The 16,492-nt window shown below is 38.6% G+C and carries 11 protein-coding genes and 1 pseudogene; 9 read left to right on the top strand and 3 right to left on the bottom strand.

Annotated features, from left to right (window positions below; all coding sequences use genetic code 11):
* Positions 1-42: 42 nt before the first annotated feature.
* Entirely contained in the window at positions 43-921 is an 879-nt protein-coding gene (locus tag RBU59_RS08120; RefSeq protein ID WP_308147375.1) for a LysR family transcriptional regulator, read from the bottom strand.
* A 212-nt stretch (positions 922-1,133) separates the two neighbouring features.
* On the opposite strand from RBU59_RS08120, the gene RBU59_RS08115 reads away from it, so the two are divergent.
* Together RBU59_RS08115 and RBU59_RS08110 are read left to right on the top strand one after the other, a co-directional pair.
* Positions 1,134-2,894: an ABC transporter ATP-binding protein gene (locus tag RBU59_RS08115; RefSeq protein WP_308147374.1), complete on the top strand. Its 1,761-nt coding sequence runs from the start codon at positions 1,134-1,136 to the stop codon at positions 2,892-2,894.
* Entirely contained in the window at positions 2,884-4,638 is a 1,755-nt protein-coding gene (locus tag RBU59_RS08110) for an ABC transporter ATP-binding protein (protein WP_308147373.1), read from the top strand. Before RBU59_RS08115 ends, RBU59_RS08110 begins: the two co-directional genes overlap by 11 nt.
* Before the next feature lie 113 nt (positions 4,639-4,751).
* On the opposite strand, the gene RBU59_RS08105 is transcribed toward RBU59_RS08110, so the two are convergent.
* Entirely contained in the window at positions 4,752-6,566 is a 1,815-nt protein-coding gene (locus tag RBU59_RS08105) for a sigma-54-dependent transcriptional regulator (RefSeq protein ID WP_308147372.1), read from the bottom strand.
* Between the two features lie 181 nt (positions 6,567-6,747).
* On the opposite strand from RBU59_RS08105, the gene RBU59_RS08100 reads away from it, so the two are divergent.
* The 7 genes and pseudogenes from RBU59_RS08100 to RBU59_RS08070 all read left to right on the top strand — a co-directional run bounded on the left by RBU59_RS08100 (position 6,748) and on the right by RBU59_RS08070 (position 15,854).
* Positions 6,748-7,977, top strand: coding sequence for a four-carbon acid sugar kinase family protein (locus RBU59_RS08100; RefSeq protein WP_308147371.1), 1,230 nt, complete (start codon positions 6,748-6,750; stop codon positions 7,975-7,977).
* Between the two features lie 12 nt (positions 7,978-7,989).
* Positions 7,990-9,267: pseudogene (larA, locus tag RBU59_RS08095) on the top strand (nickel-dependent lactate racemase).
* A 10-nt stretch (positions 9,268-9,277) separates the two neighbouring features.
* Positions 9,278-10,411 carry a glycerate kinase family protein gene (locus tag RBU59_RS08090; RefSeq protein WP_308147370.1) on the top strand — a complete coding sequence of 378 codons (1,134 nt, stop codon included), beginning with the start codon at positions 9,278-9,280 and terminating at the stop codon, positions 10,409-10,411.
* A 22-nt stretch (positions 10,412-10,433) separates the two neighbouring features.
* Positions 10,434-11,414: a 2-keto-3-deoxygluconate permease gene (locus RBU59_RS08085; RefSeq protein ID WP_308147369.1), complete on the top strand. Its 981-nt coding sequence runs from the start codon at positions 10,434-10,436 to the stop codon at positions 11,412-11,414.
* A 23-nt stretch (positions 11,415-11,437) separates the two neighbouring features.
* A complete protein-coding gene (gene pdxA / locus RBU59_RS08080; RefSeq protein ID WP_308148561.1) occupies positions 11,438-12,439 on the top strand; it encodes a 4-hydroxythreonine-4-phosphate dehydrogenase PdxA in 1,002 nt (333 codons plus the stop codon).
* A gap of 502 nt (positions 12,440-12,941) precedes the next feature.
* Entirely contained in the window at positions 12,942-15,056 is a 2,115-nt protein-coding gene (locus RBU59_RS08075) for a DNA topoisomerase (protein ID WP_308147368.1), read from the top strand.
* A gap of 129 nt (positions 15,057-15,185) precedes the next feature.
* On the top strand, positions 15,186-15,854 hold the full coding sequence (locus RBU59_RS08070) for an acyltransferase (protein ID WP_308147367.1): 669 nt from the start codon (positions 15,186-15,188) through the stop codon (positions 15,852-15,854).
* A gap of 134 nt (positions 15,855-15,988) precedes the next feature.
* Here the strand turns inward: RBU59_RS08070 and RBU59_RS08065 are convergent, their stop codons facing one another.
* On the bottom strand, positions 15,989-16,465 hold the full coding sequence (locus RBU59_RS08065) for an SAM-dependent methyltransferase (RefSeq protein WP_308147366.1): 477 nt from the start codon (positions 16,463-16,465) through the stop codon (positions 15,989-15,991).
* Positions 16,466-16,492 lie beyond the last annotated feature (27 nt).

Here is a 16,492-nt window from a genome sequence, read left to right as displayed (position 1 = left end):
TAGCGAATTCCGTTAAAAATGTACAGTGGAAAAATTGGTCGGTTATGGATTTACTTTAGTTCCGAAGTATTGGACGAAGCTTTTGGCAAGAGAAGAGACATAACCTTCCTTTTTGTAAATAGCAGCAATTTTCGTCGTAGTATTTTCACATTGAATTGGTTTGACCAGCATATCGTTACCTGGAATTATGTTACTGATGGATTCCGGTACAAGGGCGATTCCCAAGCCTGCATTTGCCCAGAGCAAGGAAGTTCTGGCGTCATCATTTTTGCAGAAGGCATTTGGTTTTAATCCTAATGCCTGAAAAGCGGAGGAAATCATGGAATCAAATCTGCGGTAATAAACCAGCGGCTTTTGAGTAAGTTCCGGTAATGTAATGTTTTTTTTGGAAATGTTATCAAAATAGTAAGCCTTTCCAACAGCAACCAAAGGTTCCTCCCTGCCAAAGATACATTCAAAACCTTCTGCATTAAACGGAGTTCGGACAACTGCCGCTTCAATCATTCCATTCTTCAGCTTATCCAGCAATTCGTAAGTGTTTCCCTCCTGTATTTCAAATTTAACCATAGGATATTCTTTGCAAAAATCGGTTAATACTGTATTTATCAGAATATTTCCCGAAGAAGAAATGGTTCCAAGCTTTAATGTACCCTCAAGTCCATTTTCAAGCTGTTTTAACTCCTGAATCGTTAAGTCCATCATGGATAATATATCTTTTGCACGATAATAAAGAAGTGTACCGGCCTCAGTAAGCTGCATTTTTTTCGAACTTCTTTCAAATAATTTGGTGCCCAGTTCCTGTTCTAAAAGCAGTATCTGCTTGCTGAGAGGAGGCTGAGACAGATTTAATTTTTTAGCTGCAAAAGTGATGCTTGCGGATTCGGCAATTACAGCAAAATAATAGAGTTGTCTGGTATTCATATTAGATATATCCTTTCTTTTCAGTGAATATTTGCTACTATAATTTGTTACAACTCAGCCATAGGCTGAACTGTGACAAGTTTTGTGGTTCAATGGGATTGCCGTAACTATATTTTAATGATATAATGCTATGGTGTAATATTCCAAAAAGATATGTTATAGTATACGCTAAACAATTCTGGAAAGCAAGATAAAACAGGAAAGGAGTCAAAATGAGAAAGCTGTTGAAATATCTAAAAGACTATAAGAAAGAAAGTATCATAGCACCTCTTTTTAAAATGTTAGAAGCAACCTTTGAATTATTTGTGCCGCTTGTTATGGCTAGTATCATAGATACCGGGATTAGAAATAACAATGTGCCCTATATTTTTCGGATGGGAGGGATTTTACTGCTGCTTGGCGTAATCGGGCTTATCTGTTCCCTTACAGCGCAGTATTATGCTGCTAAGGCAGGCGTTGGTTTTGGAACAGAATTACGAAATCACATGTTCCGGCATATTAATCAGTTGTCTTTTGCGGAGCTTGATAGCATAGGCACTTCTACCTTGATAACGAGAATTACCAGTGATATCAATCAGGCACAGGCAGGTGTTAACTTAGTATTGCGCTTGTTTCTGCGTGCTCCCTACATTGTGGCCGGAGCTTTAATTATGGCGTTTACCATCAATGTAAAAATTGCATTAATTTTTTTAGTTGCGGTTCCGGTTTTAGCTGTTATTATATATGGAATTATGCTTTTTTCGATTCCGATGTATAAAAAAGTGCAAAAGAAACTGGATCTGGTATTAAAACTTACGAGAGAAAATTTAGTGGGAGTACGCGTTATTAAAGCATTTTGCAGGCAGCGTGATAATATGCGGGAATTTGACACGGCAACGGATGACTTAATGAATATGCAGTTACTCGTGGGAAAAGTTTCGGCGCTGTTAAATCCGGTTACCTATGTGATTGTAAATGCGGCCATTATAGCAATTGTCTGGTACGGCGGAATTAAGGTAGACACTGGAACTATCACACAAGGTGAGGTAATTGCCCTGGTAAATTATATGACGCAGATACTGCTGGCTCTGATTGCATTATCAAATTTAATCATTTCTTTCACAAAAGCAATGGCATCTGCGAGCCGGATCAATGAGGTATTAGGAGAAACACCTTCTATCATTGAAACAGAAAATAGCAGGATAGAAAAAAAGGAAGAGAATACCGTTTGTCCGTCTGCTTTTAAGGTACAAATGAAAGGGGTCCATTTTACATATAAAGATGCGAAAGAAGAGTCGATAACGGATCTTTCCTTTTCAGTAAAAGCAGGAGAAACGATAGGAATTATCGGTGGTACGGGTTCCGGAAAATCGACTCTTATCAATTTGCTCCCTCGTTTTATGGATGTGTCAGCAGGAGAAATTTTACTTGATGGTAAAAATGTGAAAGATTATCCGTTAAAAATTCTCCGCGAAAAATGCGGAGTTGTTCCTCAAAAAGCAGTACTTTTTAAAGGAACGATTCGGGAAAATATAAAATGGGGAAAAAAAGATGCTACTGATGAAGAGATATACAAAGCTTTGGAAATAGCACAGGCAAGGGAGTTTGTCGATTCCAAGCAGGAAGGACTCGAAACAATGGTTTTACAAGGAGGGCAAAATTTGTCCGGAGGGCAAAGACAGCGTTTAACGATTGCACGTGCCCTGGTTAGAAAGCCGGAAATTTTAATTTTAGATGACAGCTCTTCGGCACTTGATTTTGCTACCGATGCAAAATTAAGAAAGGCATTGGCAAAGGATACTCAGAAAACGACGGTTTTTCTTGTATCACAACGAGCTACTTCCATTCGGCATGCAGACAAAATCATAGTTCTGGAGGATGGTAATATGGCAGGTTACGGAACACATGAAGAATTGCTTTTACATTGTGAAGTATATGCGGAAATATGCAAGTCTCAGCTTTCCGGGAAAGAGGTGGCGAAAGATGAGAAATAACAGAGTGATCATCAAAAAGATTCTGGGATTAATCAGACCCTACAGTCATTATTTACTCTTGTCACTGGTATTTGCAGTGATAAGCGTGGCGTTGACTTTATATGCACCGATATTGACAGGAAAGGGAATCGATTTCATTGTTGCGAAAGGGTTGGTAAATTTTAAGGGGCTCGTGCCTATTTTATATCGGCTGGGTTTCGTGGTTCTCCTAACATCGATTGCACAGTGGCTCATGAATTTATGCAACAATAAAATGACGTATCGTATCGTAAAAGACATGCGGACAAAGGTATTCAGTCATTTGGAAGTGTTGCCATTAAAATACATTGATTCGCATCAGTACGGAGATATCATAAGCCGGGTAGTTAACGATATCGACCAGTTTTCGGATGGACTTTTATTGGGATTCTCGCAATTGTTTACGGGGATTATAACAATACTGGGAACGTTTCTTTTTATGCTGTCAATTAATGTTAAAATTACTTTCATCGTAGTATTAATTACACCGCTATCGTTTTTGGTTGCCAATTATATTGCCAAACATACGTTTCTCATGTTTCAAAAACAATCCGCGACAAGAGGGGCGATGACTTCCCTGGTAGACGAATTGGTTGGAAATCAAAAAATCGTACAGACTTTTGGTTATGAAGAAGATGCTATAGAACGATTTGGTGCAATCAATAAAGAACTGCAGAAATATAGCGTTAAGGCAATATTTTTTTCTTCCATTTCGAATCCGGCAACAAGATTTGTAAACGGGTTGGTTTATGCAGGAGTTGGGATCTTCGGAGCCTTCTTATGCATTCAAGGAAAGATCAGTGTGGGCCAACTGTCCTGTTTCTTAACCTATGCGAACCAATATACAAAACCATTTAATGAGATATCCAGTGTCATAACAGAATTGCAAAATGCATTGGCATCTGCAGAGCGTGTTTTTGAGTTATTGGAGGAACGGGCAGAAGAACCGGATGCTGCCGGTGCAATTCAATTAAAGGAAGTGGATGGAAGTGTGAAGCTGGAAAAAGTATCCTTTTCCTATCGTTCTGATGTGAAATTAATTGAAAATTTAAATCTGTCGGTTAAACCGGGACAAAGAATTGCAATCGTAGGCCCTACCGGATGCGGCAAAACTACCATTATCAATCTACTCATGCGATTTTATGATGTGGATTCCGGAAAAATTATAGTAAGCAACAACGAAGTAAGAGATATCACAAGAGACAGTCTGCGTTCTAATTATGGTATGGTATTACAGGAAACATGGCTGAAATCGGGAACAATCCGGGAGAATATTGCATTCGGAAAACCGGAGGCCTCTGATAAGGAAATTGTGGAGGCTGCAAAAGCGGCACACGCACACAGCTTTATTAAAAGAATGCCGGAAGGTTATGAAACGGTCATTAGTGAAGAAGGCGGTAATTTGTCTCAAGGACAAAAGCAGCTGCTATGTATTGCAAGAGTAATGTTATGTTTACCGCCAATGCTAATTTTAGACGAAGCAACCTCTTCCATTGATACGAGAACCGAAATCAGAATTCAAAAAGCGTTTTGGAACATGATGGAGGGAAGAACCAGTTTTATCGTTGCACACAGGTTATCGACCATCATGGAAGCAGATTTGATACTGGTTATGAAGGACGGACACATTGTAGAGCAGGGGAGACATGATGAATTATTACGGGCAGACGGATTTTACGCAGAATTGTATAACAGCCAGTTTGAAGCGATCGGTGCTATGGTATAGATAAACATATGCAATCTGTACTGCTTCTGCAATTTCCAACAGCAGAATGACTTCAATTTGGAGTAAGGCAGGATTCTTAAAAATACGCAATGACAGTTATTAATCATACGTAATTATTTTGAGAGTAGTCTCCATAAAGTTGTTCTGCTGATTCCTAACTGCTTTGCGGCAGCAGTCTGATTGCCATTACATCTTTCTACGACAAGTAACGCCACATCTTTATTAATCTCATTCCATGTCTTGCTTAGATCCAATACAACATTAGACCCATGTTTTGCCGGAGAAGATGACCAGTTACCGGAGTTGGTGTTTTGATGATCATTAAAATTATTTTCCTGCTTTAATATCTTATATACAATATCTGCCGAGACGTAAGGAGTTGGGGTGAGTGTGATTATCTCTTTAAGTACTCTCTTAAATTGTGTTCTGTTATAAGGCCATGAATATTGCTGTAAAAGATCCATAGCACTTTTGTCAAATCCAACTACCTGTTTGACTAATTGCTGGTTCAGCGAGTCCAGATAAAGATTTGCTGAAGATGCTATGTCATCAGGAGATTCTCTCATGGAGGGTATGTTTATTACATTACAGCTAATCATGTTAACAAATCTCATGGCCATATGAGGTATGGGTTCTCCACTTTTTCTGGAACAAGAAAGTATGATACGATTTCTTATATGTAAATTAGTGTCCGTGATGATGGACAATAGTTGTTTCTGTCTGGTGATATCAAGAGCATTAATGCTGCTTATATATATAGTATTCTTGTTGTCGGTAAAGGGAGAATTATAATTAGTAGTAAGGAATGTCCAGTTTCTATCATTGATAAGAGAACAGTTTACTACATAAAGTGGATTACTGCAGTATTTACTTCTTGCATATATCATCTGTGCGATCCGGTCCTTTCCGGTACCAATTTCACCTGTTATCATAACTGTATCGTTAGTTTCGTTGATATTGTCAATATCATTTAATAATTGTTTGGATAGCTTCGTATAACTATAAAAACTATTTATAAAGCTGGCTTCCGCTTTCTTTTTGTCTAATATGGTCACTCCGTTTTTAGAATAAGAAAGTGGAATAGAGGATGGACTTAGCCTGAAAAGAGTATAGGGTTGAGCTATGCCAAAATAATTTCTTTTGGTGATGGAGTATACGGTATTTGCAATATTGATAAAGTAATTATCGGGTTGAGATTGCTCGCTCTCATTAATTTCTTTTTTTAAGGCTTCTATTATGTATGCTATCTCCTGAGGCGCTTTTGATGAATATAGCAAAGTCTTGTCATTGCTCAAAGCAATACACAGAGAGTTATCAAGAACAGACATGTTCTTTAACATATCTATGATGTTTAACTGCTTTTGCTGAATTTCAAATTGCCGTATGGCTTTATCGACAGCACTATTTACACTCTCTTCTCCTGAAGTAAGGAGTATCGGGGTTATACCAAGCAGCTTAGCTTTAGCATATGGCTGGGTATCACATATGATAGTTGTATACCCCTGGGCCTTGATTTCTTGTAGTATCGTTTCCACATTATCCTGCGTACTTACCGGAAATATCTCTATATCATATTGCATCAGTTCACATATAGGTTTTGCCATACTTGTTAAGGCATGGAAACCAATAATGGCAAATTTATTACCACTATTCTCGGCTTGTTTTATGCACCTTAATACATCGTAGTATGAAATACCAATATCTATTACAGGAATATAAGTATTATCAAGTATCAGGTCCGCGGTCCTGGCTCGTGAGATTATGATGTCATATTCTTTATCTATATTTTTAATAAGTTCGGCACCATGCTCGAGATTTCCATAGATGGCTGTCATCTCTATATCATCTCTTCTTTCAGCAATCTGATTCATCAGTAATCTAAGCCCCTCATAAGGAGCAACCCCAAGAATTCTGGCTTTTCTATTCATTTTAATTCCTCCAATTAAAAATGTTTCAAATATGAAACAAACAAATATAAATAGTTCAAATTATAAACATATAATACTTTAAAATCCTTGATTAGTAAAGCGATAATTGTGTAATATATAATACGCAAACAATAAAACAACTTTAACTGTTTCAAATATGAGCAGAAGCAAAGGGGGATACATGAAAGACAGATATCTAATCATCGCAGATGATTTTACCGGAGCTAATGATACAGGTGTTCAATTACGTAGAAGAGGATTATCTACCAATGTCTATTTTTCTAATGTTAAGTCCATGATGAATCCAAATTCATCGATAGTTATTGATACAGAGACTCGTAATACGGATCCGGATACGGCATATAGTATTGTTAAACAATCGGTAAGTAATATAGATTTTGCAAAATACAGATATGTAATCAAAAAGGTTGATTCTACTATTAGGGGTAATATCGCAGCGGAAGTTAAAGCAGTTGATGAAGAATATAAACCTGAGTTAATTATATTTGCACCGGCATTGCCGGATCTTGACAGAACAACAGAGAGTGGAGTTCAGAAATTAAAAGGAATTAATATATGTAATACGGAGCTTGCCAAGGATCCGAAGAGTCCCGTAAAGGAGGATAACCTTGAAAGGATACTAAAAAAGGTTTATGAGGAGTATGTGATTCATGTTAGTTTGGATGAATTACGGAATGGAAGTTTTAATATGGATGGAGCACGGCTGTTCACATTTGATGCAGTTACGAATGTTGATCTTGAGCGGATTATTGAAGCAGCTAATGCAACAGGTAAGAAGATTTTATGGATTGGTTCAGCAGGGATAGCAGACAGAATTGTGGAGACGGAAGTCAAGACGCTGCCTGTGCTTGGAGTGGTAGCAAGCGTAAGTTCAACAACGAATCAACAGATTAAGTATTGTGAGAACGCAGGTTATAAATTGATACAGATCCAGGTGCATGATGTGCTTCTAAAAGAAGCCGGTACCAGTCAATATGTGCAGGAGGTTATTAAGAGCCTGCATAAGGGACAGGATACCATACTTCTTGCAAATACTTCTTATGATAGAGAGGAACTATATAAATCTGTTGAAGCCGGGGAAAAGATAGGTATGAATATATCCCAGGTTGGTGATTACATAAGAAAACTGCTTGGGGAGATGACGAAAGAAATCATAAGTCAGGCCAAGATCTCGGGAATCTTTGTTACCGGTGGTGATACAGCGCTTGGATTACTTACCTGTATGGAGGCTGAAGGTTCAAAGATTTTATCTGAGATATTAGTGGGCGTTCCACTTATCAAAGTGGTTGGCGGATATATGGATGGCATTAAAGTAGTTACTAAAGCAGGAGCATTTGGCAAGGAAGATACCATTGCTTTTGCTATGCGTAAGATAAAAGAAAAAAACTAGGAGGAAAGAAGTATGAAAACATTTGAATTACCATATGGAAAGGAAAAGGTAGTGGTTCAGATAGAAGATGAGCATCTTGCAGGAGTGCTATTATCAGATATGCATAGTTATAAAGCTTCAAAGAGCCAGGAAGAATTAGTACAGGAAGCCTTGGAAAATCCAATTGGTTCGCCCAGGCTTTGTGATATGGCTGCAGGAAAGAATAAGATTGTTGTTATCTCTTCCGATCACACAAGACCTGTTCCAAGTAAGGTTATTATGCCTTTGCTTTTAAAGGAAATCAGAAAAGGAAATCCTAAGGCAGATATTACCATACTTATCTCTACAGGTCTTCACAGAACAACAACCAAAGAAGAACTTGAGGGAAAGTTTGGTTCAGAGATATTTAATAATGAAAAAATCATAGTACATGATTGTGATGATACGCCTAATATGATCCCGCTTGGTAAGCTGCCCTCAGGCGGTAACTTATTAATCAACAGACTTGCGGTTGAAGCTGATCTGCTGGTAGGCGAGGGCTTTATCGAGCCGCACTTCTTTGCCGGTTTCTCAGGTGGACGTAAAAGTGTGCTCCCGGGTATAGCAAGCCGTGAGACGGTTATGTACAATCACAATTCAGGATTTATAGCAAGCAAGTATGCAAGAACAGGAGTTATCGAAGGCAACCCTATTCATAACGATATGCTCTATGCAGCAAGAGCGGCAAGACTTGATTTCATAGTAAATGTCGTTATTGATTCTAATCATGATGTAATAAAGTGTGTGGCAGGTGATTGTGATCTTGCACATAGAGTTGGACGTGAATTTTTAAACAGTATGTGTAAGGTAGATGCAGTTCCTGCAGATATAGTTATATCAACAAATGGGGGATATCCTCTTGACCAGAATATCTACCAGTCAGTTAAGGGGATGACGGCGGCTGAAGCAACCGTTAAAAATGGCGGAGCTATCATTATGCTTTCTAAATCAGTGGATGGACATGGTGGTAAGGTATTCTATGAGACATTCAGAGATGAGAAAGATCTTAATGTTATGATGCAGACTTTCCTTGGCAGAAAACCTGAAGAGACTATACCGGATCAGTGACAGTCACAGATCTTTGCAAGACTGTTATTAAAGGCAACTGTGATATTCGTATCTGATGCGCCGGATGATATGGTTGAAGACCTTCATATGGTACCTGCTCATTCTGTTGAAGAAGCTATGGAGAAAGCAAAGGCAATAGTAAAGAAAGATGATTATAAAGTAACTGTTATACCTGATGGAGTTTCAGTGATTGTAATAGAATAAGGAGGTTGTTATGAAAAAATTTATACTTATTCCTGACTCATTTAAGGGTACTCTTAGCTCAGTACAGATATGCGATATCATGAAGGAAAAAATTGATATTCATTTCCCACAGAGTGATGTTATGTGTATACCTGTTGCTGATGGTGGAGAAGGAAGCGTAGATGCATTTATCACGGCGATAGGTGGAGAAAAAGTATACGAGACAGTTAAGAATCCATATTTTGAAGATATGAAGTCGTATTATGGATTGATTGACGGTGGGCAGACGGCAGTTGTAGAGATGGCATCATGCTCAGGTCTGCCGCTTGTGGAAGACAGAAAGAATCCTAAGCTTACCACAACTTATGGAGCCGGAGAGCTTATACTGGCAGCTGCTAAAAGCGGAGTCAAGAAGATCATAGTCGGACTTGGCGGCTCTTCCACTAATGATGGAGGATGCGGTGCAGCGGCAGCAGTTGGAGTAAAGTTCTATGATAAAGATGGTAAAGCTTTCGTCCCGACCGGCGGAACCCTGATTGATATTGCTAAGATTGACCTTGCGGGGAAGGATGAAGCATTAAAGAAGGTCGAGATAGTTACCATGTGTGATATAGATAATCCTATGTTCGGTAAGACGGGTGCTTCCTATATCTTTGGACCGCAAAAAGGTGCAGATCCTCAGATGATAGAAGAACTGGATCAGGGAATTAAGAACTTAAGTAAGGTTATTGCTGATACTACAGGCAAAGATATAAGCGAGATACCGGGAACGGGAGCGGCCGGTGCCATGGGGGCAGGTATGATAGCTTTCTTTGATTCAAGATTACAGATGGGTATCCAGACCGTGCTTGATACTGTTAGGCTTGATGATATCATCTCTGACGCAGATTATATCTTGACAGGAGAGGGTAAGTTAGATTCTCAGAGCTTACGTGGAAAAGTCGTAATAGGTATAGCGGGCAGAGCGAAGAAGCAGAATAAGAACGTGATAGCAATCGTAGGTGGTGCCGACGATGCAGAGATAGATGAAGCTTATGAAATGGGGGTTACTGCTGTATTCCCTATTAACAGATTGCCTCAGGACTTTTCAATCAGTAAAAATTACAGTAAAGAGAATCTTTCCTATACTGTAGATAATATATTAAGACTCATCAAGACAAAATGAGGAACAAAAGGGAGGAATAAAAATGCAAATTTTAAATTCAATAAAAAAGATTCCGGGTGGACTTATGGTGGTTCCGCTTTTACTCGGAGCAGTTATTAACACATTTTTGGGCAATAGTATCTTCGGTTTAACAAGTACCGGTGTATGGGATTGGTTCGACGGAACATTTACAACATACCTTTTTAAGACTGGTGCTATGCCTATCTTGGCCGTGTTCTTGTTCTGTAACGCAACAACCATAGATTTTAAGAAAGCGGGAGTTCCGTTGTATAAAGGTTGTGTTCTTACCGTGACAAAAGTTGGACTTGGTATTATAATAGGTCTTATTATAGGTAAGCTTGCAGGACCTAATGGTATATTGGGACTTGCTCCTATAGCTATCGTTGGTGCCATCGCTAACTCTAATGGCGGACTCTATGCAGCACTTGCAGGTGAGTACGGTGATGCCACAGATGTTGGTGCTGTATCAATTCTGTCAATCAATGATGGTCCATTCTTTACCATGGTTGCACTTGGTGCAGCAGGTGTTGCAAAAATCCCGATTACAGTTTTAATCGGATGCGTTATTCCAATCGTTATTGGATGTATATTAGGTAATTTAGACGAAGATATAAGAAAGTTCTGTGCGCCGGGTGCTAACATCATGATTCCTTTCTTTGCTTTCCCGCTTGGAGCAGGACTTAACCTTATGAACCTTATAAAAGCCGGAGTACCTGGAATTTTACTTGGTGTTTTCTGTACTTTATTTACAGGTATTGGCGGTTATCTTATCTACAAATTACTTAAGATGGAGCATCCTGAAGTAGGTGCAGCTATAGGTACAACTGCCGGTAACGCAGCAGCTACACCTGCGGCAGTTGCAGCAGCAGATGCAACATTATTGGTGGTGGCAGAAGCAGCTACAGTACAGATTACCGCAGCTATTATAGTTACAGCAATCCTATGTCCAATATTAACATCATATCTGCATAAAGTAGAAGATAAGAAGAGAGTCAGAGCATGAGTAAAAAGATAATAGCAATCACTATGGGCGATCCTGCAAGTATAGGCCCTGAGATAACAATTAAAGCATTTGCCGATAAAGCATTATATGATAAGTGTAATCCGCTTATAGTAGGAGATGCCTCTGTTATGGAGGCGGCTCTTTCTATCGTTGATCACGAAGAGATGAAGATTCATATTATAGAACATGTATCTGAGGCTGAATATAAGTATGGGACTATTGATGTGCTTGATATGAAGCTTGTAGATATAGATAAGCTTAATCGAGGAGAAGTCTCTGCCATGGCAGGTGAGGCAGCCTTTCAATATGTCAGGAAAGTAATTGAGCTTGCTGTGGATAAAGAGGTTGATGCAACTGTCACTAATGCATTTAACAAAGAAGCTGTTAACCTTGCGGGACATCATTATTCCGGACATACGGAAATATATGCCGACTACACGGGAACTAAGAATTATACCATGATGTTGGCACATGAAAATGTTCGAGTTGTGCATGTATCAACGCATGTATCATTACGCGAAGCGTGCGACAGAGTCAAAAAACAAAGAGTGCTTGATGTAATCCGTATAGCGAATCAGGCTTGTAAGGATCTTGGAATAGCCACGCCTAAGATAGGTGTCGCCGGTCTTAATCCGCACAGTGGGGAGAATGGGCTATTCGGAAGAGAAGAGATAGTTGAGATAATACCTGCCATCGAGGCAGCAAGGACGGAAGGAATTAATGCAGATGGACCTGTTCCGCCGGATACGGTTTTTTCTAAAGCACGAGGTGGATGGTATGATATCGTTGTAGCTATGTATCATGATCAGGGACATATACCGCTTAAGGTGTTGGGATTTGTATATAATCAGCAGGAACAGAAGTGGGATGCGGTTGCAGGAGTTAATATCACTCTTGGCCTTCCTATTATCAGAGTTTCCGTAGATCATGGAACTGCATTTGATCAGGCAGGAACCGGAACAGCAAGTGAATTAAGCCTTGTTAATGCGATTGATTATGCAATTATATTCGCAAATAACAGTTAAGAATCTGAATATATAGATAATAGTATATGTTGTAAGATAGTGTAAAGTTCTCGAAAATGAAGTGTTCAATTTTCTTGAAAATCAACATAACCGCAGCAATCAAGTTTAGTTTGATTGCTGCGGTTTTTTCGAGAGCGTAATTTCTGTGTCCAAAGCTGAAGTATCATGAAGAATATAACTGCTTTTGATAGGTATTAAATTTATAGCTCTTGATTTGATAAAAATAAAGATAATTAATTTCCCGCTATTATTTTAAATATATTAACAGAATGAACCTGATAACTGGTATCCATACATTAAGAACTTTTGACACTGATACACTTCTTATGTTATTATTAATACTGTTACTAACAAAAAGTATATTATATAGATACTAATAACAGTTAAGTAAGACATTAGCTTTATTTTACTGAAGTTCTGTGATCAAAAATGAAAATAAATACATATTGAAACTGTCTGAATAAATTAATATCAGTTTCATTTAAGAAAGTTGGATAGATACATGTCTAAAAGTTTATACATTTCGGAAAAACCCAGTGTGGCTCAGGAGTTTGCAAAAGCCTTAAAAGATGCCTTTAAGAAGCAGGATGGCTATATGGAATCGGATCAGTCCATCGTGACCTGGTGTGTGGGACATCTGGTTACCATGAGTTATCCGGAAAGCTACGATCCGGCTCTGAAAAGGTGGACCGTAGAGACGCTGCCATTTCTGCCACAGGAATTTCGATATGAGATAATACCGGCAGTAAGCAAGCAGTTTAACATCGTAAAAAACCTGTTGAACCGATCTGATGTAGACAGGATTTATGTCTGCACCGACTCCGGAAGGGAAGGGGAATATATCTACCGTCTTGTAGACCAGATGGCAAAGGTTCCGGTAATAAAAGAAAAACGCAGGGTATGGATTGATTCCCAGACAGAAGAAGAGATATTAAGAGGAATAAAAGAAGCAAAACTTCTGACAGAGTATGATAATTTATCGGATGCGGCTTATCTGCGGGCGAAAGAAGATTATCTTATGGGGATTAATTTCTCAAGAATTCTTACTTTAAAGTACGGTCAGAATATAACAAACTACTTGGGAAACGGAAAACGTTCGGCAATTTCCGTAGGCCGGGTTATGACCTGTGTATTGGGTATGGTGGTAAGAAGAGAACGGGAGATCAGAGAATTTGTGAAGACCCCGTTTTATCGTGTACTCAATACGCTGGAAGCTTCGGGGAGAACTTTCGACGGTGAATTCCGGGCGGTAGAGGGTTCTAAATATTTTGCTTCCCCTTTATTATATAAAGAAAATGGTTTTAAAGAAAGAAAAGATGCAGAAAGCTTAGTGGAAGGATTACTGAACCGGGAGCCGCGGTTAACCGAACGACAGGAAAACGGTAAAAATAGTTATGTTGATACCATTTCTGCTGAGGAACAGATCACTGCGGAAATTGTCAGTATGGAAAAGAAAAAAGAAAATAAAAATCCGCCATTATTATTTAACCTGGCGGAACTTCAGAATGAATGTTCCAAGTTATTTAAAATCAGTCCCGATGAAACACTTAAGATAACTCAGGAATTATATGAAAAAAAACTTGTGACGTACCCCAGAACGGATGCCAGAGTTTTATCTACGGCAGTCAGTAAAGAAATACATAAAAATATCGGGGGACTGCGCGGTTACATTCATGGCAAGGATTTTGCATCCGAGATTTTAAGTAAAGGTACTTATAAAAATATAGCAAAAACCAGATATGTCAATGATAAACAGATAACGGACCATTATGCTATTATACCCACCGGTCAGGGATTAAATGCCTTAAATTCACTCTCTGCCACCAGCTCTAAGGTATATGAGACGATTGTCAGAAGATTCTTAAGTATTTTTTATCCTCCGGCCGTATACCAGAAAATCAATCTGGTCACTAAAATGAAAAGCGAATGTTTCTTTTCTTCCTTTAAAATATTAGTAGAAGAAGGTTATCTTAAAGTAACGGAAAATTCTTTCAGCCGGAAAAGAGCAGCGGCTGAGGGGAATAATAATGCAGCGAATCAGGATATGGGAGATAATACTTCCGGAAACGGAGAAGAGGAAGAGTTTGATTTGAGCTTTTTTGAGGTGATCAAGAGCTTAAAGAAAGGAATGTTACTTCCGGTAAAGTCCATGATTATTAAAGAGGGTGAGACAGCACCTCCCAAACGTTATAATTCCGGTTCCATGATTTTAGCTATGGAAAATGCAGGGCAATTAATAGAAGATGAAGAACTTAGGGCTCAGATTAAAGGAAGCGGTATCGGCACCAGTGCAACCCGTGCAGAAATCTTAAATAAGCTGGTGAAAATTGATTATTTGAATCTGAATAAGAAAACCCAGATAATAACCCCGGCTCTTTTAGGCGAAATGGTATATGATGTTGTGAATTCCTCTATTAAATCTCTCTTGAATGCCGAATTAACCGCCAGTTGGGAGAAAGGTCTTACTCTGGTTGCTGAGGGAACCATTACCAAAGAAGAATATATGGAGAAGCTGGAGGGGTTCGTAAGTCGTATGACCAACGGAGTTAAGGGATTAAATAATCAGTATATTCTTAATAATTGCTTCCATGATATTATAGGAAATTATAAAAAGTAAGTAATTAAAATAAATATATATTTTGTGAGACCTTTTGATGTTCGAATCATATTTAATAATTAATTCAAATAAGGATTATCTAAAAAAATATAAAAAGAGACGCAAGGATAGCGTAGTTAGGAGTGTTCTATGTACGAAGATATGAAGATTACAAACAATTATGATTTAACCCAGACAATAGCGGCTTCCCTTATGGAAAGATTTACTTATCCTTGGGAGGTATTACCTGAGATAGGAAGTTACATCCTAGAATTAGGAAAAGGGTTATCAACCGATGAATATGATAAAGTGGGTGAGAACGTTTGGATAGCCAAAACGGCTAAAGTTGCTTCAACCGCTTTCCTTAACGGTCCGGCTATTATCGGAAAAGAAGCAGAAATTCGTCATTGTGCATTTATAAGGGGAAATGCCATTGTCGGAGAGGGAGCTGTAGTTGGCAATTCTACTGAGTTGAAAAATACTATTCTTTTTAATAAAGTGCAGGTTCCTCATTATAACTACGTAGGAGATTCCGTTTTAGGTTATAAATCCCATATGGGGGCAGGTTCCATTACCTCCAATGTTAAATCGGACAAAACGCTTGTAACCATAAGATACAATGGAGAAAAGGTTGAAACCGGATTAAAGAAAGTGGGAGCGTTACTTGGGGACCATGTTGAAATCGGTTGTAACACCGTAATGAATCCTGGCACCGTAATTGGAAGAGGAGCTCATGTTTACCCTTTATCCATGGTGAGAGGATTTGTACCATCTGGCAGCATTTATAAAAAACAGGGTGAAATAGTATCAATGGAATAGAGATTTGATTATTTAGCTAGAAAAATAGAAGCAAAACAGCAGTTGATTTATGCAGCAGCTTTTAGTTAAAGAATAAAACCAGGAGGTGGTTAAGCCCCCTGGTTTTTACATAGTTATCCATAAGTAAAAACTTATTAAAAATTAAATTCTTTTGACCAATCAAAACCTCCGGATTGTTCAACGCTTTTCGGCCAATGTCTGCACCACTCAGGTACCCCAGGATTTTCTATCCGGTCAAGACTTGGCGTATATGGCTTAATATCAAGCACAGGTGATCCGTCATACGCCTCAATGTAAGCTATTTGAATAATCCCAGTGAGATAATCAATATCTATTACCTGTACAGTACTAAGTGCAAGGGGATTTGGGCGGATAGGTGACCTTGTAGCAAAGATACCCATTACTGAAGGAGCCTTTTTATAAGGCTGCGGTACCTCCAGGGTATTTCTTGATCTTTCATCGTCAAAATCACTGAACCACCAAAGGATATTAAGATGGCTGAAGCCATCCAGTGCTTTAAGTGCAGGGATGTAAGCCGGGTCAAGTTCAATAAACATTCCATCTTCTTTAACATTGATTTTACCGATTTGTTTCAATTGAAATTGTTTCATAATAGGTTCCTCCATTTGTTTTTTGTC

The sequence above is a fragment of the Anaerocolumna sp. MB42-C2 genome, assembly GCF_030913705.1.
GTDB lineage: Bacteria > Bacillota > Clostridia > Lachnospirales > Lachnospiraceae > Anaerocolumna.
This window is presented reverse-complemented; position numbering and strand designations above follow the sequence as displayed.